Here is a 25,188-nt window from a genome sequence, read left to right on the forward strand (position 1 = left end):
AAATGACACAAAAAAAGGTCTGTTACTTACTCACGTTCATTGCATATTTTGGAATGCCTTTAGGAGTTCCTTTTATTAAAAGTGCCGAACCATATATTTTGGGTCTCCCGTTTTTATTATTTTGGATGGTTTTATGGATCTTTTTAGGAACTGGTTTAATGATTATAGTTCATCGTATAAATCCTGATACAGAAGAGGAGGTGGAATAATATGATCATTTCAGTTGGAATCATTGCAATTTTCTTAGTGATTGCTTTATTTTTAGGTATTACTGCAAGTAGAGGTAAAGATATGAGCCTTGAACAATGGAGTGTTGGAGGCCGTGGATTTGGATCTATCTTCATTTTCTTATTAATGGCCGGTGAAATTTATACAACTAATGCATTTTTAGGGGTAAGTGGTTGGATGTATGGAAAAGGTGGCGTAGCATTTTACAATATCGCAATGCTGAACTATGTAATTGCTTACTGGTTAACACCTAAAATATGGGCTTATGGAAAGAAACATAGTTTATTATCACAATCGGACTTTTTTGAAAAAGCATATAATAGTAAAATTCTCGGCACACTTGTAGCAATTGTAGGGTTAGCAGCTTTAATCCCTTATTTAGTCATTCAATTAAAAGGACTTGGCATTATAGTTTCTGAAGCTTCCTATGGAACGATTGATCCGAAAATAACAATTTGGATTGGTACAATTGCTATGATTGCTTATGTTATGGTTTCAGGCATTCATGGTTCTGCTTGGACAGCTGTTATTAAAGATTTTCTTATTCTTGGTGTTGTGTTATTCCTTGGTATCTACTTACCTATACATTATTATGGTGGGATTGAACCAATGTGGGAAGCAATTGAAGCTGTTAAACCAGGATTTTTAACGCTTCCAGACACAGGATTTAGTGCCTCATGGTATATCTCAACGATAATGTTAACATCGTTAGGGTTTTATATGTGGCCGCATACATTTGTTGCTACTTTTTCAGCGAAAAGTGGAAATGCACTAAGAAAAAATGCGATTATGCTTCCTATATATGCATTATTTTTATTATTTATCATATTTGTTGGAGCAGCAGCAATTTTACAAGTTCGTGAGTTAGAAGGAGGAGCTGTGGATTTAGCATTATTTAAAATCTCGACGCAAACATTTAATCCAGTCATCGTTGGCTTTATTGGAGCAGCAGGGTTATTAACCGCAATTGTACCTGGTTCATTGATTTTGATGTCTGCAGCTACTTTACTTGCAAAAAATGTTGTAAAACCTATTCGACCTCAAACTACTGATCAACAAATTGGTATCATTGCTCGCTATTCAGTTCCAGTGATTGCACTCGTTGCACTTTACTTTACTTTTAGTGGTGGTGGAGCAATTACGTTATTATTCTTAATGGGGTACGGATTAGTTACTCAATTTGTACCAGCGGTTGTATGTAGTCTTTTGAAGAAAAATCCATTAACTGTACAAGGTGTTTTTGCTGGGATTATTGTGGGTGTCACGATTGTAGGTTGGCAAGCAGCTACTGGTGCTCATCTAAGTAAGCTGTTTCCAAGCTGGCCATCTTACATACAAGATATCAACATTGGTTTCCTAGCATTAAGTGTAAATATTTTAGTAAGTTTAATTGTTAGTGTGTTTACAAGGAAAGTAACTTGTAAAAATGATGAAACTACAAATGAGAAAACAGTTGAAAACCTTCAATAATAACGGTTGTATAATATTTTTAGCGATTATATTTTTAAAAAGTGTCAAAAGCAATTGGACATACTCTTAAGGAGTTTAGGTCAAATTGCTTTTGAGTCGTTGAGGATGACATTGGGATATAAACCAATTAAGTTAAGAAGAAAGAATCCCCGCAGCTGGCCGGATCAATGGCTGAAACGAGGTGTCTTACAAAAGATTTACTCGTTGAAATTGTAATCGCATCTATAACAAGTAGATGTGAATTTGCTTGAGAATCAAGTTTAGATTTGAAAATGGATTATTTTTAATTGAACTATAAGGGTGACAATTTATTTAAGTAGTGAACGAAGTCATCGAACCCTAAATTATGGTCATTTAAAGCTGTAAAAAGCCAATTAGTTTTGGACATAATCAATGTCTTATAAATGCTTATATAAAAGGATTATGAACCTAGCGTTAAAACACAAGTGAAAAATTGCAAGCCATCCAAAACAGTTTTGGGGTTCAGTTCAACTTTGTTCAAAATGAGATTAATTTTTAGCAGTAAAATCAATTAAAGTATAGCTTTTTTGACCAATTTTTTTTAAAACTAACAAAAATACTTGCAATACCTATTATAGTACTGTACAGTACTAATTATGACAAAGGTAAAATTAATGAATCAAAAACGTGTTATTGAAGTAGCTGCAACATTATTTTTAGAAAAAGGGTTTGCTTATACAAGCATGGATGAATTAGTTCGTGTAAGCAAAGTTTCAAAGTCTAATGTGTATTATCACTTCTCTAATAAGGAAGAATTGTTGGAAGGGGTCGTTGATTATTGGATTGAAATGTATCAATCTGCAATTGATGGCTTACTATCTCAAAACCAATTATTAGTTGAAGATCGTATCCAACTGTTTTTAAAGCAATTATCACAAGGAGTTCAGACGAGAGAATATAAGGGGAGCTGTCCATTTATTACGCTTTATATTCAAAGCCCTACAAATGCCACAAAAGTAAAAGAAAAAATAGGTCTTTTTTTTGTAGGATTACAAACGAAAGTTTCTCTATTACTTAAACAAGGGGTAGAGAATGGTGAATTTAGAAAGACAATTAATATTGACGAGGTTGCATCTCTTTTTATTACAAATCTAGAAGGAGCGCTATTTATTTCAGAAACACTGGAGGATGCAACTGTAATCATGAAAACAGCAGATCATTTTTTTAACTTGCTTCGATAAAAGAAGCATTTTTTTTACATCAAATTAGTACTGAATAGTACTAAAAGGAGGATTTATATGAGAACAGTATTTTTAACTGGTGGAACAGGTTTTATTGGAAAGGAATTAGTGAAGGAATTAGCCAAAGAGCATGTTACAATTCTTCTATTAGTGAGATCGAAAAATAAAGCAACACGCATTTATCAAGAAAGAGGCATCTTAAAAGAGGCAGTTATGCACTTTATTGAAGGTGATTTGACGAAAATAGACTTAGGTCTAAGTGCTGAAGATAAGGAGTTGGTATTGAAAACGGATGTGATTATTCACGCAGGAGGCCCCATGGATATTCAAGCGACAAGCAAAGAGGCAGCTTCCGTATTTTTGAATGGTGCCCAACATATTAGTGAATTCGCAAAAAATATTCATCAATTGAAGGGATTGCAACAATTTATTCATGTTGTAGGCTATATGAGTCCCTTTGATGATGAAAATAGCAAGATTGCGATAGATGTGTTTAAAGAAGGAAACAATTTTTTGAAAATAAAAAATCCATATGAAAGAACAAAGTTTTTAGCAGATCTTTATATCCGTCAGCAGGCATCAACAGTAGGTTATCCGCTCTCAGTAATTAATCCACCAACTGTAGTTGGTAGTAGTAAAACAGGGAGTACGGAGCAAACAGGAGGCTTAGGTTTGCTTGTGATGAGTATGCGAAAAGGGCTCATGCCAGTGATTCCCGGAGGGAAGGAATATAGATTACCACTTATTGCAAACGATGAACTAGCAAAGTTTATTGTGCAGGTTTTCAGATTGGAGCAACCAGCTATACAAACATATACACTTGTTGAAGATAAACAACATGATCAGAATATTTCAGAATTATTAGATGCTATGTCAGAAAGTATGAATATGACTGCACCTAAAATTTCTGCCCCATTGCCATTTATGAAAGCACTTATGAATAGTGGCGTAAGCAAAATAACCCAAATTCCTACTGATGGGCTGAACTTTATTACAAATCGAACATTTTCAAATGGTTCAGCGAAAAAAATTATGGGAGAAGATTGGTTTAAGGAGACAAATGTAATGAAATTTTTACCAGCCGTAATAGCTGATCTGGATTATCGCATGATGTATCAAAATGGCCCGTACAGTCATTTATTTAAACGAACATTATGTAATAATACTACCATTTACCAATCACAAGGAGAGGGTAAACCGTTTATTTTATTACATGGTTTATTAAGTGATGGAGAGGATTTATTTCCTTTAGGGAAAGAGCTTCATGAAAAAACGGGTCGACCTGTATGGATTATGGACCTTCCAGGTTTGGGACGTTCTCCTTTTAAACGAGAGAAAAATCTTTTAAATATCTATTTAAATGTAGTGAAAAAGTTATTGGAGAAAGCTACTAACGGTGCTCATCTAATTGGCCATTCATTTGGTGCGTATATTCTTTTGGAAGCATTAGTACAAAAGCACATAGATAAGAAGTATACAATTACTTTACTTCAGCCACCTGTTGCTAAAAAAAATGCTAAATCGATAAATGTTCCTCAATTTATAAACAAATGGACATTGAAATTGGCAACTACTAATTTGATAGAGCGTTATTTATTAAGTAATGGTTTATTTGAAAGTACGGAGAGCATCCCTGAACATTATATTGAAAAAATAAGTAACAGTTTTACTTCTCCTAGAATTTTAAATACTACGGTTCAGCTTAACAGTTTACTATTGAAAAACGTTCAAGGTAATTTCAATGAAGTAACAAAGTATAATCTTCACATTATTTGGGGGGATTATGACAGAGGTTATTCTGCTCCTTCGCATCTTGGTAAGGTTGATTTTGTTCCATATGGTCATCATTTTCCTCTTAACCATCCGAGTGAAACGGCTAATTTGGTAATAAAAAATAGTAGCAGATGAGATTGTGGGATAAATAAAAAGCGTGTAGTAAGATCGTTGTGTCTTTGAAATAAAGTCGTACTGTTTGAAAAAAAGTGTCTACATGAACGCTGGATATATTTACTTAAGAATCTAAAAGCTAATCAATTACAGCGTACATATCAGTATCCTGAGGTAGTAAAATGCGAATTGGGCCAGATCAATGGCTGAAACTCTTATAAAAGATTTACTCGTTGAAATTGTAATCGCATGTTTAACAAGTAGATGTGAATTTGCTTGAGAAGAATCCATTTTAATCAAGCCTAGCTTTGAAAATGGATTCTTTTTAATTGAACTTAAGAATACTTAAGACTTAAGAATGACGATTTATTTATCGAAGTCTAAATTATGGTCAATTAAAGAAGTTTTGTCTCACTATTATTAGTATACTTTTCACTGATACGTAACTTCCTATAATTTATATTATGTAAACTAAAATTATTTTGCGTGGAGGAGGGCTTGGATACGTCAACTACCCATATGTACAAGGACACAAAGATGTCTCATTTCGGGACACAAAGTACGCTCATCCTTAATTTATTGTTAAATTCGAAAATATTCGGACACAAAGATTACACACTTATTCATTTCGATATTTTTATAATAGTATAAATTCCACTCTATTTTGCGGTAATTTATACTATTATAAAGTGAATAAAAAATGTATATATTCATTGTTCGATTGGTTAAAAAGATAAAATATACTGATCTAAATGTCTATATAACTTATGAGAACATACATTTTTGAAAATCAAAAAAGCATGCCTGATACAGCATGCTTTTATTTATGAAGCTTTTAGTAATTATAATCTTCCCTCTACTATTGAAAACACAACCTCTTATTAGGCTATTTATTTTATATAGAGTGTAAAGTCTTTTTACCTTGAATTATTTATAAGGGTGCATTGAATTATTTTGGAATTTTTCATTCTTAATTTTTACAAATTTGATATAAGATGTACTTTTTACATGCAAAAAATAATAGTTTTGATTTGTTTAATTCTTATTATGTTCTTTTGGAGAATATATACTTTACAAATTCTTCTTTTGAATCAGTATATTCTTCAATCCCTACTGACTGAATTTCAACAAATTTCTTTTTAATATTCTCATAAGCTTCTCTCGAAGACTCGTCATAATTTAAATAATCTCTAAAAAAGATCAAATTTCTCCATATTTCCCCATCGTAATTGACTAGATGAATGAAGTGTGTTTTTTTATTAAATGTATCATCTGTAAATTTAGCAAATACAATTTCATTTTGCCTTTCCACTTTTAATTTATAAAAACCTATTTGTTTTAATTTCTTTATCAAATCAGGTTCAATGCAACTAATGTTCTCTACACCTACCAATATATCTATTAATGGTTTTGCCATTATATTTTTTATAGCAGTGCTTCCAATATGTTCGATCTTATCATTTTCAATACCAGTCGAATTATGAATTATTTCTTTTATTTTTTCAAATTCCTTTTTCCAATCTTTGTCGTAAGGTACCAATTTTACTTTATTTCTTTCTAACCCTAGTTCCATAAAATTCACTCCCTTATAAATGTTTAGAATAAATAGAAATTTCTTTTGGATAGTCTTTTATATTTTGTTCAAATTCAAATCCTAACTTCTTTAATAATTTTATTGAAGATTCATTATCTACATAAGTAATTGCATTAACAGTTAATAATCCTAATTTTATTTGTGCATAGTCTAACAAAAAATTAGTTGCTTCATACATATAACCTTTATTTAGATAATCAACATCTAACCAATATCCTATCTCAGCGGTCTTTCCTTCCCAATCAATGTTCCTTAATGTTACAGAACCAATAAACATTCCTGATAACTTTAAACGTAAAAAAAATCTAAATTCACTTTTAGCAAGGAATTTTTCTTTAAAAGATTTGATAATTATTGCAGCATTGCTTTCAAATACGGCATACTATCCCCTTTTCTTAGCCGTTAAGTGCTTAGCAAAGGGATAGTATTGTTTATAAAAATGTTTATTGGATTCGTTAAATATGTTAGCGCTTATATTCGGGCTTTCTAAAATAATCGGATTCGGATTGCTAAGTACCCATTGCACTGCCAACTCGCATAGTCTCGCAGGTTCCTCATCTCCATCACCATTGTCAAGTTCTTTCGCTAAAGTGATAGACTCCTGAAGTGCACCGGGATGTAATGGCGTACCTAAGCTAAAGTAATGGTTCAAACTTTTGAGCATTTTACGAAAATCATTATCCCAGTTAATGCCGCCGTTATCTAAAATTTCGTATGAGACTTTACCAGTAATACGAATAACCTCTCCTTGTACAGTTTGCGCATATCCTTGCGAAGGAATTAGTAAATCCCAAAGTTCATTATGTTGCGCCTGCCAGCCCTTAGTACATACTGTTATTGGAGACATACCATCATGCGTTTTTCGCTTCTCTACTGGTGGAACATCAAATAGCTCATAAAGACGGGAAAGTGCCTCATCCGTTTCGTTCAAATATTCTTTATTAAAACCTTCTCTGTGAAATTCAAAGTCTTTTCCAATTCGCTTAATAGAATTTTTCATTTTCGGTGTTACAGCTATACCAGCGCTCAGGAAAATCTCAGAAACTTCCACTAGATCAACAATATTTATATTTCTACAAACTGCTAAAGCTTTGTCCAAAGGCGTCTCATTCATCATATTTACCGCGCTAATATTTGCGCTTTTAGAAACCAATGTGCGCACCGCATTTGGTTTAAAAAAAGTAGCCGCAGCAAATAAAGGTGTTTCGTTTTGATAATCCAAGGCTTCTATATCTGCACCTAACTCAAGAAGCAATTCAATATTCCCCTGCCAACTTATTGCCTGATTATGTAAAGCCGACCTTTTGTAATTGTCTCTCGCATTTATATTTGCCCCCTGTTCCACGAGCCAGCGAACCAATTCTTCCGGTACATTGAAAAAGCTTAAGGCTGTTGTTTTACTATAACCACCATATGCATCTAGCTCGCACTTTGTAAATACCTCCTGTAATGCCGCAATATCACCTGCTTCAATTAGTTCATTAAAATTTTTCGGTAACGTTTTTCTCTTCCTCACCATATGTATTTTCGCTCCTTATATTAGATTTTTGAATATAGTTAATCACTTCATTTACCATATATATACCAATCTATATTTTACCATGTTATAATTTCTTTGCTAAGAGAGTTACAGTTAATTATGAAAAGAGGTTATACTTATGCAACCGTTTTGGGAAAATAAATTCTCAAATGAAAGTATAATGGGATTTTGCCTTTTAATAACACAAAAATCCCCGATTAGGTCCACTATTCGGGGATTCGTTCATAGTAAGGTTCACCGTGATAATTTAATAGGTACAAATCACTTGATTTTTATACATACAAACTGGCGTATAGGAGTATTCAGCAAATAATCTATACTCGATTTAGTTCCACAAAATTTTCTTTAGAATAGATAATTTCACCATCGATCATAGTTTTTTCTACTTTTAAATCTTTAATTTGGTCTGGGCTGACTTTTAAAATGCTGTCATTAAGGACTACTAAATCGGCTAACTTACCAACCTCGATGCTCCCTTTTATATCTTCTTCAAAACTCGCATAAGCACCATTCCAAGTATATAGTTTTATAGCCTCCATAACACTTATGCATTGACTGGAACCAATATCCATACCCGACTGGCTTTTTCTATTAACAGCAACATGAATTCCTAATAAAGGGTTAATATCAGTAACTGGCGCATCTGATCCAGCTGCTGCTATGATCCCCTGATCAATATAATCACGGGCAGCGTACATATGTTGAACGCGATCACCGTAATGCCTTACATAAATCTCTCCGAATTCATACGGAAATGGAGGATTTGGAATCGGTATAATTCCAAGTTTTTTCATTCGTTCTTGTAAATCTGGCGATGAGATTCCCGCATGCTCAATTCGATGGCGATGGTTTGTTCTTGGTGATTCCTCAATCGCCTTTTCCACACAATTTAAATACATTTCAATGGCTTTATCACCTTGTGCATGTACAGTGAGTTGATATCCTTTTTTATGTGCTTCTCCTAAAACTTCGTAAATTTCTTTCTCACTTTGATATAGAATGCCATAATTGTTTGGGTCACTGTCGTATGGCTTACGGGTCGCAATGGTAGGCCCAGTGCTACTTCCATCTGTAAACATTTTTGCCGGTCCTACTTTAAATCTTTCATCTCCTGTACCAGTTACTACACCAGATTCCATCATTTTATGGACAAATTCTTGGGAGTTATTTATCTGACATATCATTGCGTATACTCTGACGCGAATATCCCTGCTTTTCACAGCCTGTTGCAGTATGCGGAAACTATCAGGTCCTTGTCCTCCAGCATCATGTACACTTGTTAAGCCCGAAGCAATGAAATGATCTGATGCAATTTTTACAGCCTGTCTTTGTTCATCTTCTGTATGTCTTGCAACATCGCTCATTTCCATATTTGCTGCTTCAATTAATTTTCCTGTCAATTTCCCTTCAAGATCTCTTTCAATAACTCCCCCGTCAGGATCTGGTGTATTTTCGTTTATTTGCGCTAGTTCAAGTGCTTTGCTATTTAAAACACTGATATGGTTACAAGTACGCGATATCATAATTGGATGTTCTACTGAAACTGCATTCAGTTCATCGATTGTTGGATACCTCATTTCCTTTACAGCGGTTTCATTGAATCCAAAAGCCCGTATCCATTCACCCTTAGGAGTCTCTAAGGATTTCTTTTTCAAATCATCTAATAAAACCTTAATGGAATCGATATGCTCAGCTTTACAATTTATCGCCAATTGATTCAATCCATAATACGTTAAGTGAATATGAGAATCTATAAATCCAGGAAGAAGTGTTTTTCCTTGCAAATCGATGACACTCGTTTTTTCTCCTATAAAACTATTAACCTCACTATTTAAACCTACAAAAATAATGTGATTATCTTTAACAGCTACAGCCTCTGTTACTGTATTCTTTTGATCTACTGTGATTACTTCTCCATTAATAAATACAACTTCAGCTTCCACTTTTGATACTCCCATAGTACACCTCCAATATTTATTTCAAATCAATTTCTTGGTTTAATATAAAATTCTTTTTTACAAGGACAGGACAATCCCATTCACAGACAAGATCTTTAGCTAAAGAAGCCACCCATCCCTTCGTAAGATGATATTTTTTTTCGTCAACCGTAATGAACACTTCTCCATCTGTTACATAGAATACCTCTTGTTCTTCTAAGTGCCACATTCCTTTATCCGTTTCACCTACCCATGGTTCCCACGTATCAACATTTAGTTGTTTAGCTTCTTCCTCTGTTACTTCTTTCGCAAAAAACATTTTTAACAACCTTCTTTCGTTTGATAGATTAGCAGAGTTCTATAAACTTAGCTTATTTTCGTATTCATTTCATTTAAATATTTGAATTCTTTATTCGCACTCATTCCATTTAAATATTTAAATTCTTTTCTTATAAAATAAAGGGCGATGAGTACACCAGGTATTTCTGCAACAGGGGCTGAGTACCAAACACCTTCAACACCCCAGAATTTCGGAAGTATAAACATTAACGGGATCATAAACACTAGCATTTTACTTGCTACAATAAATGTTGCCGTCCAGTTTCGCTCCTGTGCTTCGTAATAGCCAGAAATAAGCGTATTAATCGCATTAAATGTAAACAATAAATTAAAGACGATAGTTGTCCAAACACCTAGTTGATGTAATTCTGAATCTCCGCTGGCGAAAAACGCCACTATTGGATCCGCAAAAATGATAAGCATAGTAGTAGAAATTACAAAGAATATTGTCGTAAAAATGAGTCCGAACTTGATGGCCTCTTTAACACGATCAAAATTACCAGCACCGTAATTATAACTAATGATTGGTTGAAGTCCTGTCATTCCACCGAGCGCTGCTAAGGAAAGCAGGTTTGTAATATATCCGTTTTGAATAGTGAAAGCGGCTACGTGCAACCCACCACCGTGTTCTTGAAGTAAATTATTCATGAATATTATGGCAAAAAACATCATAACTAGACCCGAGAAAGAGGCAAATCCCGTCCAAGCCACTTCACCGATTTTTTTGAGTTGAATCTTAATATCTTTCATTTTTGGTTTCAGTTTTGTTTTACCAAACCAAAAATATAATATTAGTAGGGCGGGAATTGATTGAGCAATTGTGTTGCCCCATGACGACCCCATCATTCCCATGTCAAGTTGCGTAACCATTACCCATTCTACAACTACGGCAACAACAGCAGCCACTAACCAACTGTTCATGGATAATATAGGTTTTTCATCGATAGTAGTTAAAATACTAAGTACAACAGCTAATATCGTTAATGGCAGTGAAATCCATAATAGGCGGCTGTATTCTATCGCATAAGGAAGAGACTCACTGCTCGCACCAAATAATAGCATCAATTCTTTTTCAAAGATCAATCCTAATACAGCTATCAAAGTAGAGACGAATAGTGTGAACCATAGGGTTTGACCCATTATTGATCTACCTTCTTCGACCTTCCCTTTACCTAGTCGGAGAGAAATAACTGCTCCTGCTCCTACTCCAAAAAGAATCCCTACCATACGAGTAATAACCATGACTGTGAAACCAATTCCGATCCCTTCAATTTCTAAAACCGAAAAAAAGCCGACGAAATGACCATCAATAAGGGCAAAAAACCCCAGAATCAAGTTAGCCATGATTCCCGCTAAAGCAAACCGAAAATACAGTGAAGGAATACTTTTTGTTCCTAGTATTGAATCCTTCTCCAGGTTATTTAATACTTCTCCTTGATCTTTCTTTAGAGAAGGGCGATTTTCTTTATCCCCCATAGGCATATCCCCCTATATATTCAATTTTATTAGCAAGTTAACTCTAATTTTCATACCAACCTACAGGCTTAGCTTTCTGATGAATATTAATCTGCTTCAATTCCATAAAGTGTTCTAGTCCAGAAACCCCCAATGATCTGCCAATTCCACTTTGCTTATACCCTCCCCAAGGGCTATCAATATAAGCTAAGTGATAACTATTTATCCAAGTAATTCCTGCCCGCAATTTATTAACCACACGTCTTGCGCGATCCATATCTTCCGTAAATACAGCAGCCGCTAATCCATAAATGGAATCATTCGCTTTTTGGACTGCCTCCTCCTCATCTTTAAATTTCTCTACAACAAGAACTGGACCAAAAATTTCCTCCTTAACTATACGCATGTTCGAATTTACATCTGCAAAGATCGTTGGAGCGACAAAAAATCCTTTATCAAGCCCATTTTCCGTTATGCGATTACCACCGCATACTAATCTTGCGCCTTCTTCAATTCCAACTTTAATGTATTGTAAAACCTCATTCATATGGGACTCACTTGTAAGTGCCCCCATTTCAATGACCTCACTTTCCCCATTGCCAATTACAATTTTGTTTGCACGTTCTGCCAATCTCTCTATAAAACTACCATAAATAGTCTCGTGTACTAGTAAACGTGAAGCGGCTGTACAAACTTGACCCGCATTGTGGAAAATGCCGAACATTGCATTTTCGACTGCCGTTTCAAAATCCACATCATCAAATACTATCAGTGGTGATTTCCCCCCCAGCTCAAGCGTGACATTTTTCATATTGCCAGCAGCAGCTCTCAATATGCTTTGTCCCGCTGTTGTTCCGCCGGTAAGGGTTACCTGGTCAACTTCAAAACTCTCAGCAAGCTCGTTCCCCATTTTGGATCCAGGTCCTAAAATCAAATTGGCCACACCTGCTGGAAGACCGACCTCTTCGAAAATTTCAAATAATTTGTATGCGCTTACAGGAGTGACTTCAGCAGGCTTAAGTACAACTGTATTTCCTGCGGCAAGGGCCGGAGCAATAGACTGAGCAGCTATCATAAGTGGAAAATTCCATGGGACAATTAAACCACAAACACCTATCGGTTCCTGAGTAATAATCGTTTCCGAAGAATCCTCGCGGTTATAGGATTTCTCTTTAATAAGTTTAATCTGGTCTCCATAATAGCGGAAGATTTGAATAGTAGCGGGAATATCCACATTTGTCGTTGCACGGATAACCTTACCGTTATTTTCCGTTTCCAAGAGTGCTATTTCTGCCGCCTTTACTTCAAGACGATCTGCTATCTTATAAAGATAATTCGCTCTTTCATCTGCTGATAAATTTGACCAGATGCCACTATCAAACGCTACACGAGCTGCCTTGATTGCCAATTTTGTATCTTCTACTGTTCCACTAGCAGCCGAAGCCATTACCTCTCCAGTTGCTGGATTTAAAATGTCTTTTCTTCCACCTGATAACGATTCTCTCCATTTCCCATCAATAAACATATCAATTTTCATTTGTATCTCCCCCTTATCTAATTTTATCTAGCACTTTGAATCCGATATGTGCGAGGTTTACCAACATCGTTTTTTGATTATAAAATGGGATTGTTTTTAAACGTTCCTTTTCAAAACGATATCCTCCTGCATCTCCCGTAACAATCCATTGAGCCAATAATTTACCGAACAAAGTGCTAAGCGATGCTCCATGTCCAGAATAACCTGTTGCAAAATAGGCACCTTCTTTAGATCTACCTATAACCGGAAAAGTGTCCATAGTTACGCCAATAAATCCACCCCATTGGTAATCGATCTTGCTTCCAGCCAATTTTGGCATAGTTGTAACCATAGCATTATAAACACTCTGGTAGACGCTATCTCCTAAGTTGGGTCGGATATCCCCCCCTCCAAAAATCATTCGATTATCAGGTGTACGACGGAAATAGTATAAAAAATTGCTTGTATCGAAAACCATACGATCTTTAGGAATAATGGCATTTAACAGTGATTCCGGAAGCTGTTCTGTAGCAATAATACGTGCTGAAATAGGGAGTACACCTTTGTTTAACTCATTTACGATTTTCCCGGAGTAGCCATCTGTAGCCACAATAATATCCCTCGCAGTAACAATCCCATTTGCTGTTACAACTTTCACACTTGATTGGTCATATTCAATTGATAGCGCTTTCGAAAACTCAAAGATTTTCGCACCAACTGATTTAGCGGCTTCTGCCAAACCAATTGCATAGTTCAACGGATGGAATGAGTAGCTTGAATTGTCAACTAAGCAACCATGATAAATTGGAGAATCAATCTCTTCATGTAACTGACTTTTATCAAGTACACTTGATTCATATCCGAAATTTTTATTTAAGTATTCGCTTTCAGCTTTCAACCCTTCAAAATGTTTCGCCTTGAAAGCTGTTACAATATGACCTGTCCTTCTAAAATCACAGTTAATTTGATGCTCTTCTATTATTTCTTTTACTAGCTCAACACTAAGTAATGAAAGATTATTTAGTTGTTCCGCCTCGACAGACCCATATTTTTTAGAAAGCTCCTGCATTGTTGGTTTATAGCCTGGTAAGACCATTCCGCCGTTACGACCGCTAGCACCATATCCAATCGATTCTTGTTCAAGCACAATAACGCTTCGCCCTAATTTTTGTAAATGATACGCAGAAGAAAGACCTGTAAATCCTGCGCCAATAATAACGACATCTGCCTCTTGATTTCCTTCAAGAGAATTCTCTTTTTTATAGCTGTTTTCAGTCGCTTTCCACAATGAAAGTGTATCCATTCGATCCATTTTATCCATATAGTAATTCTCCTTTGTTGGCTGATATGTTACAATTACCACAACAATATTCTGATTATTTAAACTTATTGGAGTTATCATAATATTTGGAGCTGACTCAAGGTCAATAGTCTTTTTTTCACTTTTTAGACACATTTCAAAAAAAAAAGTGGAGTTACTCCACTTTTTTACTGGGGGGAATCTATGAAAATCGGTACATTTGCAAAGATTTTCGATGTTTCAATCGATACTGTTCGTTATTACATCGAACTTGGTTTGTTACTTCCAGACAAAAAAAACACTCAGTATCAAATGAATCAATCGAGCCACGATGATATGACTTTTATTACTAAGCTAAAAAAGCTCCATTTTTCACTGCTAGAAATACAACAAATTCTATCGTATCAGCGTGTTACAAATTTCATGGACCATGAAGATCTCGTCTACTACAATACCTTGCTAATCGATAAAAAGGACCAGTTAATCCAGAAAAAAGACGAGTTATCAAAGGCAATCCAATTAATTGATAAATCGATTCACACCAAAAATTCTGCGTCCGAAAAGGAATATTTAAAAGGTGTCCCGCTATCCTTTGTAAATATTCTCTATTGTCCAAAGTGCCACATCCCACTTGAAATGAAAGATGTGTCGATTATTAATAATTCCATTCAAAAAGGTTATTTAACTTGTACTTGTGATTACGAAGCAGTTATTGAAGAAGGTATTATCATCACCGCTAACTTGTATGAGATTTCTCCATACCCGTCCTATTTTTACGACATACAAACAATTAAAGAGATGAATCACGGGATGATAAATTTGTTTGAAAAAAGTAACTTTTGGTTTCAAAAAATACTGCAAAATATAGATTTGAAAAACAAATTAATTGTGGAAACTAACATAGATGCTTTTGTGACACTACCCAAATTTAGTGATAATTTTGACTTGAGTGCATCCTATGTATTCAGTGGCTACTCACTTGAGATGCTCAAGAAGGTTAGAAAAAGGATTGAATGTATCAATCCTTTACTTAACGTACTTTATATTTTGAATTCCGATTTAAACCTTCCATTAAAACCACTTAGTATCGATGTTTTTGTGGACAGTTTTACAACAAATGATTTTTCATTACTCAATCCACAGTTTCCTATACCTATTCTAAAAGACCGTTTCCACAGCGATTCAATTATCGTTGGGGGTTACTCTTATTACGAAAGTTCGTCCAATTCATTGAAAAATATTTCATCCATATATCCAGATTCTCACCAACACATTTTATATCCACATTACATAGAGGAGAATTTATTAGTCAATGGCTTTCAAATAACACAAAGCGATAATATCGGTTATTGTACAGATCCTGGACCTTTTTTTGATTATCATGTTAAGGATGAAAAGTTCCATATGTTAATGTATTTAGCCCGTTCGGTAAAGTAGAAGATTAAAATGCAATTGACGTCCCTGGAGGAAATTCAATTTTAAATCAAAGTTCTCTTCTCTTTTCATACAGTTATTTCAATCAAACCACCTTAATTTTCTAGCTATCAATATAGTTTTAGAAAGACAATTTAATCCAAGTCGAATTTGTATAAATAGACTTGCTACAGGGTAGACTTTTTAAAGAAAATTCTGGAGGTGCGAATTACGTGTTTGAGAAAAAATTAGCACTTCATGAAACAATGGAATTTCATGAAGTCATTAACTTTATGACAACTAGTTTACTTAAATCGAAGCTGAGTCAAGGTGTGGTCTTTGATGATGATTTAAGAGCGTTATTGGACAAAAATGTAAAATTATCTACCCCAGCACTCACTGCTATGATTAAGCTCTACTCTAAATCGGAATTAGAATATTAGGAGGACAATTGTATGGAAGACTATTTAGATCCTATAAATTCAATTGGAATGCCTGAACTAACTGATTCGGGGATTGCTCTTGAGTTTTTACTAACAACCAAGACGGGTATTAGAAATCTTTCAATTGCCTTAACAGAAACAGCTTCCCCTGCTCTTCAGAAAATCATGAAAACTCAGCTGGATGTCATGGTTGATTTATACTTTGAAATTTCTGAACTGATGTTAAAAAAAGAATGGTTAAAACCTTATGATCTAGAAGGTCAAAAAGAACTGGATATTAAATCTGCCGAAAATGCGATTAGTATTGCACAGTTGGATTTATTCCCTAAAAGCATGAATCGAAAAGGAATGTTCCCTACTCCACCGAAAAAATAAACGAAAAAGAGGGATTTTTTAATGAAAGCTGTCACTTTTCAAGGTATAAAAAATGTTGAGGTTAAAGAAGTGAAAGACCCTAAAATAAAAAAAGCCGATGATATTATTGTTCGTTTAACCACTACTGCCATTTGCGGGTCAGACTTGCATTTGATCCACGGGATGATTCCAAATATTGGACAGGACTATGTCATTGGCCATGAACCGATGGGCATTGTAGAAGAAGTTGGCAAGGGTGTGACGAAGGTTAAAAAGGGTGACCGAATTGTCATTCCTTTTAATATCGCATGTGGGGAATGCTGGTATTGCAATCATGATTTGGAAAGTCAATGTGATAATGCAAACGATAATGGCGAAATGGGTGCCTACTTTGGTTATTCAGACACAACAGGCGGTTTTCCAGGAGGACAGGCAGAGTATATGCGAGTTCCTTATGGCAATTTTATCCCTTTCAAAATTCCAGAGAAATCTGAAGTTCCTGATGAAAGTCTAGTTCTCCTTGCCGATGCTGCCTCAACTGCTTTTTGGAGTGTAGATAATGCTGGTGTAAAGAAAGGAGATACTGTTGTTATTCTTGGCTGCGGACCTGTTGGACTATTAGCACAAAAATTTGCTTGGTTGAAAGGAGCAGAAAGAGTAATAGCAGTTGACTACATCGGGTATCGTCTTAAACATGCAAAGAAGACAAATAACGTCGAAATCGTTAATTTTGAAGACCATGAAAATTGTGGTGAATATCTGAAAGAGATTACCAAGGGCGGTGCAGACGTTGTCATTGATTGTGTCGGGATGAGCGGAAAAATGACGCCTCTCGAATTTCTTGCAAGTGGCGTAAAACTTCAAAGTGGTGCTATGGGAGCCATTGTCACAGCCAGTCAAGCTGTACGTAAAGGAGGAACTATCCAAATTACCGGTGTATATGGTGGTCGATACAACGCCTTCCCACTCGGAGATATTTTCCAGCGTAATGTAGCGATTCGTACTGGACAAGCCCCAGTTGTTCATATCATGCCTCATGTCTATAACTTAATCGCTGATGGTAAAGTGAACGCAGGTGATATCATTACACACGTCCTCCCTCTTGAAAAAGCAAAACATGGTTATGAAATATTCGATACAAAACAGGAAGACTGTATTAAAGTGGTTTTAAAACCTTAAATAAAGCGTTTAGGTACTTTTGTCGCTCTATTGCAAAAGTACCTTTTTCTATTGACCTGGGGGTACATTTATATTTGCTACTTCTAACTTTAATTAATCAATCTGCCTCCTTAGTAAACCCGCCCTAATGAATTTCACTCTCCCACCTATAAATCTATTAATTCTATATTCTATTATGTTCATTGAAAAATTTTTTCATACAAGGATATTCAACAAACTAAAAAATATATTGATAGTTTCGAACTCTAATTAATCAAAAAGGCACTTTCCTTGTTTCCAGGAAAGCGCCAGATTGCGGAATAGTGAAAAATGCGAAAGAGCTACAAAATGTCATTTCTTAATAAAATAACCCCGTTCTAATTTAGAATGGGGTTATGATTTATTTAGTTAATTAAAATATTTCTTCTGGTATTATCATGGGATTACTCGTATTTGTAAGTGTTTCTATATTGTATATGGGCAAGATTCTACAGAAATTTTGGATAAGAATGTCCAGACAGCTCATTTTTTCAAATAAATAATATAGATATGATTGTCTAAACAAATTATACATTAACTAATGCTCTTCATGTCCTATCGTTTAATCGATAAATAACAGACATAAATTCCTCGTCTATTTCCTCAACAAATTCAACTATTTGATCGTCCTTATCATTTTCCACAAATTATTGTGGCTTTAAAATAGTTTGATCAAAAATATCTTGGAACCGTATTTATGCAAATAACTGAGATAATAAGTCTCGTTTTTTTATTTTTTTAAATGATAAGGTACAGTTGTTACTACTACGTCTCTCCGATACAACAAGAAGGCACGAATTAGTAGACTTGATTGATTGTGAAGAATATTGTGCCAGCCTTTTTTAGGAATAAATTGTGGAATGACAACCGTTACCTTATAATTTCCTTCCCTCGCTTTATGCTCTACAATATCAACAAATTTGGAAAGTGGATTGATGATACTTCTGTAATGAGAATGCAGTGTTACTAATCTTACATCAGGTTGCCACTTCTTCCATTTTTCTTCAAACTTATGCTCGTCTTCTCTTTCAAATGCCACATATACCGCAATAATATGTTCAGGAGAAAGGGATTTAGCATAATTCAAGGAATTTTCTACAACATGAGTCATGCCAGCAACAGGCACTATCATAACATTACCTTCAATGGTTATTGATGATTCACAAGTTGTGAGCCTAAGTTGGTCTCCAACATCTTCATAATGCTTTCTAATTCGATGAAAGAGAAAGACAATGATAGGTAGAAAAATTAAAATTGACCAAACTTGCGAGAATTTTGTTAATAAGAATATCATTGTGACCGTAAAGCTAATAACGGCACCCGTTGTATTGATTAAGAATTTTGAAATCCACCCTTTAGGTTTTTCGCGCAGCCATTTAACCATCATTCCCGATTGAGACAAAGTAAATGGAAGGAATACTCCAACTGCATAAAGTGGAATAAGATGCTCTGTTTCTGCCTGAAAAGCAAAGATTAAAATGATAGAAGCAATTCCAAGTATGATGATCCCATTTGAATATCCTAACCGGTCTCCCCTCATCAGAAACATTCTGGGAATAAACTTATCTTTAGCGAGATTAACCGCCAACAATGGGAAGGCAGAATAACCAGTATTTGCTGCAAGGACTAATATCAATGCTGTAGTTCCTTGAATAAAAAAGTACATAAAATTTCGTCCGAAAGTTTCTTCAGCAATTTGGGAAACAACGGTTACCTTTCCACTTGGCGCAATTCCGTAATAATAGGCTAAAAATACGATTCCTGAAAACAATATGGCAAGCAAGGTTCCCATTGCCATTAATGTTTTAGCAGCATTATTAGGAGCTGGGTCTTTAAAGTTAGGAATGGCATTCGATATGGCTTCAACCCCTGTTAAGGCAGAGCTTCCTGAAGCAAATGCCCTTAACAGGATAAATAAACTGATTCCCGTCACTGGTGTACCAATTGGAGTGTGTAGTTCGGGCGAAACTCCTCCTGTTAGAATATTATAAATACCCACCCCAATTAATATTAACAACGCTAAAACGAATAAGTAGACGGGGTATGCTAATATGGAAGCAGACTCCGTTACTCCTCTTAAATTCAAAATTGTAATAAAAATCACAAAAGCAATGGCAATTTCTACATTAAAGCCATGTAAGGTGGGAAAGGCAGATGTGATAGCATCAGTGCCAGCAGACACACTAACAGCAACAGTTAATATGTAGTCCACCAATAGAGAACCTCCAGCTATTAAGCCTGGATTTACACCTAGATTACTTTTTGAAACCACATATGCTCCGCCCCCATGAGGATAAGCAAAGATGATTTGCCTATAAGATAAGATCAGAGCTGTTAAGAGAATTATTACGCCAACTGCGATAGGGATTGAATACCAAAATGCTGCTGTACTGACTGTAACTAATACTATTAAAATTTGTTCAGGACCATATGCCACTGATGACAGAGCATCAGAAGAAAGGATCGCTAATGCTTTTGTTTTGTTGAGCTTCTGTTCTCCTAATTCATTGGATTTCAAAGGTCTTCCGATTAAAAGCCTTTTTATGGATGAAATCATTAATTACTCACCGCCTAAATAGTGTGAATAGTTATTCCCTTATCAACAGTCATTTATCCAAATAGAGCGAAATTTTTACATGAATAAAAAAAGTGTCTACAAGTCAGAGTAGTTGACCTGAAGACACATCACTAAACAATATATATTTATTCTGTCTATGCAAAATTTTTAGACCCTTAGTGAGCCGCGGAAGCCCCTTGCAGCATAGTAGGAATCTGCTCCATTGTGGTACACAAAAACAGTTTCATAGCGATAATCACAAAAGATGGCCCCGCCGAGCTTTCTAATATTAGCAGGTGTTTTCACCCAGCTCGACGTTTTCATATCGAAATTTTCAAGTTTCTGTAGCTCCCGGTATTGTTCTTCTGTTAAAAGTTCAATGCCCATGGCAGTTGCCATATCAATAGCGTTATTTTCTGGTTTGTGTTTTTTCCTTGACTCCAGTGCTTCACGGTCATAACAAACACTTCTGCGACCTTTAGGACTTTCCACTGAACAATCATAGAAAATGTATTCGCCCGTGTTTTTATCATGGCCAACTACATCCGGTTCACCGCCAGTTCCCTCCATTTCATTGAGCGACCACAGTTTTTCAGTATTAGTTTCGAGCTTAGCTTGTACTTTAGCCCATTCAAGGTCTTTATGGCGGTTCATGTTTTTCTCAAAACGGGCTTTCAAAGTACTGAGTATTTCCTCACGTTGTTCTAGTGATAACTCCTTATTTTTCTTTGTCATATTAGTTTCCCCCTAATTGTTTTTACTCAAATTGTTTAAGGATTATATTGCGCCGTTAAGCGTTTTTAATTAAATAAAAATAGAGCAATCTCCTTCGATAGTAAAAGGAGCATCTTAGCATTTTTCAGCTACTCCTCCCTATTTTATATTATTTTATTCTGGAGAAATCAGCGTTTTTTCTAAAAACAAATAATATCTATACGCCAAAATGTATGTATCCCATTCCATCCATTATCGTAGATTACCATTCCAAAATAAACGTATTAAAAATATAAATGTCCAAAAGTTCTTGTGCATATACAATTTAGAATTTGAATCTTTCGAAGCTAATTAGGGCAACAATTTTGTATTTAATCCCATAAATCCTTATGTTTTTATTATATGCACCTATACTATTTACTTTCAAAAACAAAAAATGGATTTATGAAATTGATTCAATTAATAAATTCCTTGAACATTTAACTAGAAAATCATTATTAACTAACACTATAAAACATAATAGAATATTTGATACGAAACATACATATATTGATTTTAATATTTCATTAAATCAAAAGTCTATAATTATTCTAATGATAGAATTATAATATAAGCGAAAATTATTTATAAAGATTGGATGATGACAATTATTGAAAAATCGGTTCTTGCTATGGTTATTTTACGTGTATTGTCTGGAAGTATTGAAGTAAGTGCTGGATTGTTGATGCTAAAGTTAAATAATTTAGAAAAAGCATTCTATATTAATACAATGCTTGCTTTGGTTGGTCCAACAGTTTTAATCGTAACGACTGCAATTGCATTATTTGGACTAGCTGATAAAATTCCTGTGGCGAGAATTATTTGCCTATTTACGGGAATTACACTTATTCTTATTAGCTCACATATTAAGTAATAATAAAATATTCCTAAAAAATAATAAAATTCTTCAAAAAGAATGTTTTGCAATGGATGTTAACTACATAATCCTTGTTAAACTCTCTATTACAAACATCACATTTAGCCATAATTTTTCTGAACAATATCATTTGATTATTCATCCTAATATTATTTAGCTGTAGCGTGTGACGACGCTACGTTTTTTTTATGTATAAGTAACCTCTACCTGCACAAATTAATATTGAGTGTATCGCACGCACTTATTCGGTTGTGGCGTTGGTTGACCGTCACATCCTCCCTCATTCAGGGTCACCCTCAGTGACCCTTTTATAATTTCTGTTCTCAGAATGTTTTGTGTGCAATACCAATCCGTCCTTTCCAAAACGTTGAACGATTGTCCGTAGCATCTTCATAAACCACTCTCTAGATTTTCTAAGAATTGACTTGTACCAAGTAACATATTTTCCTTAATAAATCGATTCATTTCGCTATTAATATTCAATACTCACTTGAAAAGAGGCTACCAAATTAGTAGCCTCTAAAACATATTGAGAATAACAGGAACATACTATTGAGCCTTGTTGTTTATATACCATTAAGATATTGACCCTTTTTCCTTTTTAAATAAGCCTGCTGCAACTGCTGCATTAAAACTTTTTCTTGCAAATTCAGTTGGATCCCCGACATTCTCCCAATGCATGTACATTAATCTAGGATTATCAAAAAGCCAATGGTTATGCACTGCTGTAACAATAAGTCCTCTCCTTTGAAGCTCTTTCATAAATGGATTAATTTCTTCCTGAAGTACAACAGACTCGCCAAGGTTCAGTGTATTAGCCAAAATACCTTCAAAAGATAGGGCAAACGGAAGTGCGAGAGGGGATCGAGTAGTTCGTCCAAGAATGGTAGCTTTAATATCGCGAAGGCGCTGTACAACACAAACAGGTGTTGAAGTAATAACTTCCCCACCGATGATATTAGCAAGTCGTTGACAATTTATCGGACTTGCGCAACTGCAATCTTTTTCTGACTGTGAATGATTATCATGCTCCAATCTATTCACCTCCTTTTATTTTTATAGTAATAATATATTCACAAGTGCGTAATGTGGCTGGGAATTATACCGTCAAGCGCCTTTTATTCTAAAATTTTTTCTATCTATCCCCAAATCCTTTTTAACTTTAATAGTATGATTTACTTTACCTACTTCTTCCCCTCCAGATTACATAAGATAAATAAAAATAGAAATGGAGATAGTGAAGTGGATTCTAAACATTCAAACAATACATTTGATTTTATTGTTGTCGGGACGGGACCAGCTGGGGCAGTTATAGCTAAAACACTAACAGACGATAAAAAAACCTCAGTCTTAGTCCTAGAGGCAGGAGAAAACAATGATAGAGATAAACCAATTCGAGATTCTAGATTCGCTCCTGAACTAGAAGAGCAATTTTTCACAGAATATTTTTGGCAAGGTGAAGGAGTGCCTCAACCTGAAGTAGATGACAGAAAATTTGAATGGACAACGGGGCGGCTTTCTGGGGGCGGATCTTCAATCAATGGTGAACAGTATGTTAGACCTACACCGGCTGTTTTAAAAGAATGGGAACGTCTTTTAGGGAACTTATGGTCCCCTGAACGAGCACTTCGTAGCTTTAAACAGTTAGAAAATTTTCATGGAGAAACAAGTAATCCTGAATTTCATGGCTTCAATGGTCGTTTAAATATCAGGCAAGCCCCAAACAATCCACCAATTATAACGAAAAAATTAGTTTCAGCGATCGAACTAGCAACAGGTTATAAACAAATTCTTGACTATAATAACCCAAAAACCCCTATTGGTCCTTTTACTCAATGGCAACTATTTCAAAAGATTAATGGAGAACGTGAAAGCTCTTCTACCGCATTTTTATCTTCAGACATTATGACTCCTGGTGGATACGGGGTGAATGGACGTAAGTTAAGGGTAGTTTATAAGTCAACCGGACTTCGTATTTTATTTAGGGAGAAAACAGCAATAGGTATTGAATATCTACAGGAAGGTAAAAAGGTCCAAGCTTTTGCCCGTAAAAAAGTAATTATTTCAGCAGGTATAAACAGTGCGCAACTTTTAATGTTATCTGGAATCGGACCTTCAAATAACCTACATCAGGCCGGTATCCCCGTTATTTTTAACAATCCAAATGTAGGGAAACATTTGACTAATCATACCTTAAACACTGCTACATTTAGTGTGAATCCAAAAGATATCCCTCAGCTTCAAAACGATCCATTTTCCCTTTATACAGGAGGCGCCTTCTTACCAAATCCACTTAATATTAATAACAATCACTGCAGAGGAGTTCAACTCATTGGGATTGTTGCAGAAGGAAGTTTAATTATTGCTATTTTATTTTTACAACCAAAAAGTCAAGGATCCATTAAAATACAAAATAACGACCCTTTAAAAATTGTACTTGCGGATGAAGGTTTCTTAGAAAATGAATATGACCTAGAAGCAATTAAGTCTATTTATAGAGTTTATATTAAAGGTATTGCGGAGAAACTTCCAAAACTCGACCCAAGTTATCAGCTTGTTAATCCAACGTTTGCGACCATTGATAATGATGATGAACTTGAAAACTTTATTAAAGAAAATTTTGATCATAATCACCATCAACAAAGCTCTCTTCGAATGGCCCCTATTGATAAAGGTGGAGTTGTAGATCGGTATGGCAATGTACATGGCGTCAATAATTTAATAGTTGCTGATGCACAAACCATTCCTTTTACAGTAGATGGTAACACGTCTGCATCTGCATACCTAATTGGATATACTATTGCAAAACGTTTAATGGATGATAACGCTTTTGAATAATAAACTTATTCTAGTTTTAAGTTGGGGTGGATTTTCATAAAAAATGAAAAGCTTCCTACTTCTGTTAGTAAATCAACTGTTGTCACATCAGCTAAACCAGGAACTGATGATTGTTGATGGGTCAACGGTTGTTGACACTCAAGCATCAAACGAAATAACTAAAACAACCTTCAAACAAGAATGCTGCACTATTTGTTGAAGATTAAGTAAAGCGTCCTTTTTTAGAATATCAAAATGGTTTAAGTTAGAAGATATTGTGGAAGATCAAAGATTGTTAAAATCGATGCA

At 35.0% G+C, this 25,188-nt stretch carries 21 protein-coding genes; 10 read left to right on the plus strand and 11 right to left on the minus strand.

All coding sequences use genetic code 11. The features are described from left to right. The first annotated feature begins 2 nt into the window (after nt 1–2). The 4 genes from JNUCC51_RS23925 to JNUCC51_RS23940 all read left to right on the plus strand — a co-directional run bounded on the left by JNUCC51_RS23925 (nt 3) and on the right by JNUCC51_RS23940 (nt 4,808). On the plus strand, nt 3–209 hold the full coding sequence (locus JNUCC51_RS23925) for a DUF3311 domain-containing protein (protein WP_337990096.1): 207 nt from the start codon (nt 3–5) through the stop codon (nt 207–209). Nucleotides 210–216: 7 nt separating this feature from the next. Beyond that, nucleotides 217–1,698: a sodium:solute symporter family protein gene (locus JNUCC51_RS23930; RefSeq protein WP_337992290.1), complete on the plus strand. Its 1,482-nt coding sequence runs from the start codon at nt 217–219 to the stop codon at nt 1,696–1,698. Between the two features lie 635 nt (nt 1,699–2,333). Further along, nucleotides 2,334–2,900 carry a TetR/AcrR family transcriptional regulator gene (locus JNUCC51_RS23935; protein ID WP_337990097.1) on the plus strand — a complete coding sequence of 189 codons (567 nt, stop codon included), beginning with the start codon at nt 2,334–2,336 and terminating at the stop codon, nt 2,898–2,900. A gap of 57 nt (nt 2,901–2,957) precedes the next feature. Then, complete coding sequence (locus tag JNUCC51_RS23940; protein WP_337990098.1) at nt 2,958–4,808, plus strand: alpha/beta fold hydrolase; 1,851 nt, start codon at nt 2,958–2,960, stop codon at nt 4,806–4,808. A gap of 1,024 nt (nt 4,809–5,832) precedes the next feature. On the opposite strand, the gene JNUCC51_RS23945 is transcribed toward JNUCC51_RS23940, so the two are convergent. From JNUCC51_RS23945 to JNUCC51_RS23980, 8 genes are all read right to left on the minus strand, one after another. Further along, nucleotides 5,833–6,360 (minus strand): GrpB family protein, encoded by a 528-nt coding sequence (locus JNUCC51_RS23945; RefSeq protein WP_337990099.1) that lies wholly within the window; start codon nt 6,358–6,360, stop codon nt 5,833–5,835. Between the two features lie 13 nt (nt 6,361–6,373). Further along, nucleotides 6,374–6,736 (minus strand): GNAT family N-acetyltransferase, encoded by a 363-nt coding sequence (locus tag JNUCC51_RS23950; protein WP_337992291.1) that lies wholly within the window; start codon nt 6,734–6,736, stop codon nt 6,374–6,376. A gap of 27 nt (nt 6,737–6,763) precedes the next feature. Beyond that, the gene (locus JNUCC51_RS23955; RefSeq protein ID WP_337990100.1) at nt 6,764–7,900 is read right to left on the minus strand and encodes an ankyrin repeat domain-containing protein; all 1,137 of its coding nucleotides are present in this window, start codon (nt 7,898–7,900) and stop codon (nt 6,764–6,766) included. A 335-nt stretch (nt 7,901–8,235) separates the two neighbouring features. Continuing rightward, nucleotides 8,236–9,864 (minus strand): amidohydrolase, encoded by a 1,629-nt coding sequence (locus tag JNUCC51_RS23960; protein WP_337992292.1) that lies wholly within the window; start codon nt 9,862–9,864, stop codon nt 8,236–8,238. 31 nt (nt 9,865–9,895) lie between these two features. Continuing rightward, a complete protein-coding gene (locus tag JNUCC51_RS23965; RefSeq protein WP_337990101.1) occupies nt 9,896–10,177 on the minus strand; it encodes a cupin domain-containing protein in 282 nt (93 codons plus the stop codon). A 47-nt stretch (nt 10,178–10,224) separates the two neighbouring features. After that, nucleotides 10,225–11,673: an MATE family efflux transporter gene (locus JNUCC51_RS23970; protein ID WP_100542521.1), complete on the minus strand. Its 1,449-nt coding sequence runs from the start codon at nt 11,671–11,673 to the stop codon at nt 10,225–10,227. Nucleotides 11,674–11,716: 43 nt separating this feature from the next. Next, complete coding sequence (locus JNUCC51_RS23975; protein ID WP_100542522.1) at nt 11,717–13,189, minus strand: aldehyde dehydrogenase family protein; 1,473 nt, start codon at nt 13,187–13,189, stop codon at nt 11,717–11,719. 13 nt (nt 13,190–13,202) lie between these two features. After that, the gene (locus tag JNUCC51_RS23980; protein ID WP_337990102.1) at nt 13,203–14,489 is read right to left on the minus strand and encodes an NAD(P)/FAD-dependent oxidoreductase; all 1,287 of its coding nucleotides are present in this window, start codon (nt 14,487–14,489) and stop codon (nt 13,203–13,205) included. 183 nt (nt 14,490–14,672) lie between these two features. Here JNUCC51_RS23980 and JNUCC51_RS23985 point away from each other — a divergent pair, with 183 nt between their 5' ends. From JNUCC51_RS23985 to JNUCC51_RS24000, 4 genes are all read left to right on the plus strand, one after another. Beyond that, nucleotides 14,673–15,905 (plus strand): MerR family transcriptional regulator, encoded by a 1,233-nt coding sequence (locus JNUCC51_RS23985; protein WP_337990103.1) that lies wholly within the window; start codon nt 14,673–14,675, stop codon nt 15,903–15,905. Between the two features lie 209 nt (nt 15,906–16,114). Then, nucleotides 16,115–16,324, plus strand: coding sequence for a spore coat protein (locus JNUCC51_RS23990; RefSeq protein WP_301136054.1), 210 nt, complete (start codon nt 16,115–16,117; stop codon nt 16,322–16,324). Nucleotides 16,325–16,336: 12 nt separating this feature from the next. Continuing rightward, nucleotides 16,337–16,699 (plus strand): spore coat protein, encoded by a 363-nt coding sequence (locus JNUCC51_RS23995; RefSeq protein ID WP_337990104.1) that lies wholly within the window; start codon nt 16,337–16,339, stop codon nt 16,697–16,699. A gap of 21 nt (nt 16,700–16,720) precedes the next feature. After that, entirely contained in the window at nt 16,721–17,857 is a 1,137-nt protein-coding gene (locus JNUCC51_RS24000; protein ID WP_337990105.1) for a zinc-dependent alcohol dehydrogenase, read from the plus strand. Nucleotides 17,858–18,605: 748 nt separating this feature from the next. Here the strand turns inward: JNUCC51_RS24000 and JNUCC51_RS24005 are convergent. Beyond that, nucleotides 18,606–20,432: an APC family permease gene (locus JNUCC51_RS24005; RefSeq protein WP_337990106.1), complete on the minus strand. Its 1,827-nt coding sequence runs from the start codon at nt 20,430–20,432 to the stop codon at nt 18,606–18,608. A gap of 168 nt (nt 20,433–20,600) precedes the next feature. Next, nucleotides 20,601–21,167, minus strand: coding sequence for a DUF4256 domain-containing protein (locus JNUCC51_RS24010; protein ID WP_337990107.1), 567 nt, complete (start codon nt 21,165–21,167; stop codon nt 20,601–20,603). 616 nt (nt 21,168–21,783) lie between these two features. Here JNUCC51_RS24010 and JNUCC51_RS24015 point away from each other — a divergent pair. Continuing rightward, nucleotides 21,784–22,059: a YqhV family protein gene (locus tag JNUCC51_RS24015; RefSeq protein ID WP_068984284.1), complete on the plus strand. Its 276-nt coding sequence runs from the start codon at nt 21,784–21,786 to the stop codon at nt 22,057–22,059. 579 nt (nt 22,060–22,638) lie between these two features. Here JNUCC51_RS24015 and JNUCC51_RS24020 read toward each other — a convergent pair. Then, nucleotides 22,639–23,097 (minus strand): DUF1259 domain-containing protein, encoded by a 459-nt coding sequence (locus tag JNUCC51_RS24020; protein ID WP_337990108.1) that lies wholly within the window; start codon nt 23,095–23,097, stop codon nt 22,639–22,641. Nucleotides 23,098–23,304: 207 nt separating this feature from the next. On the opposite strand from JNUCC51_RS24020, the gene JNUCC51_RS24025 reads away from it, so the two are divergent. Further along, entirely contained in the window at nt 23,305–24,900 is a 1,596-nt protein-coding gene (locus JNUCC51_RS24025; protein WP_337990109.1) for a GMC family oxidoreductase, read from the plus strand. The last annotated feature ends 288 nt before the right edge of the window (nt 24,901–25,188 follow it).

This window comes from Lysinibacillus sp. JNUCC 51, from assembly GCF_015999525.1.
Taxonomy (GTDB): Bacteria; Bacillota; Bacilli; order Bacillales_A; family Planococcaceae; genus Lysinibacillus; species Lysinibacillus xylanilyticus.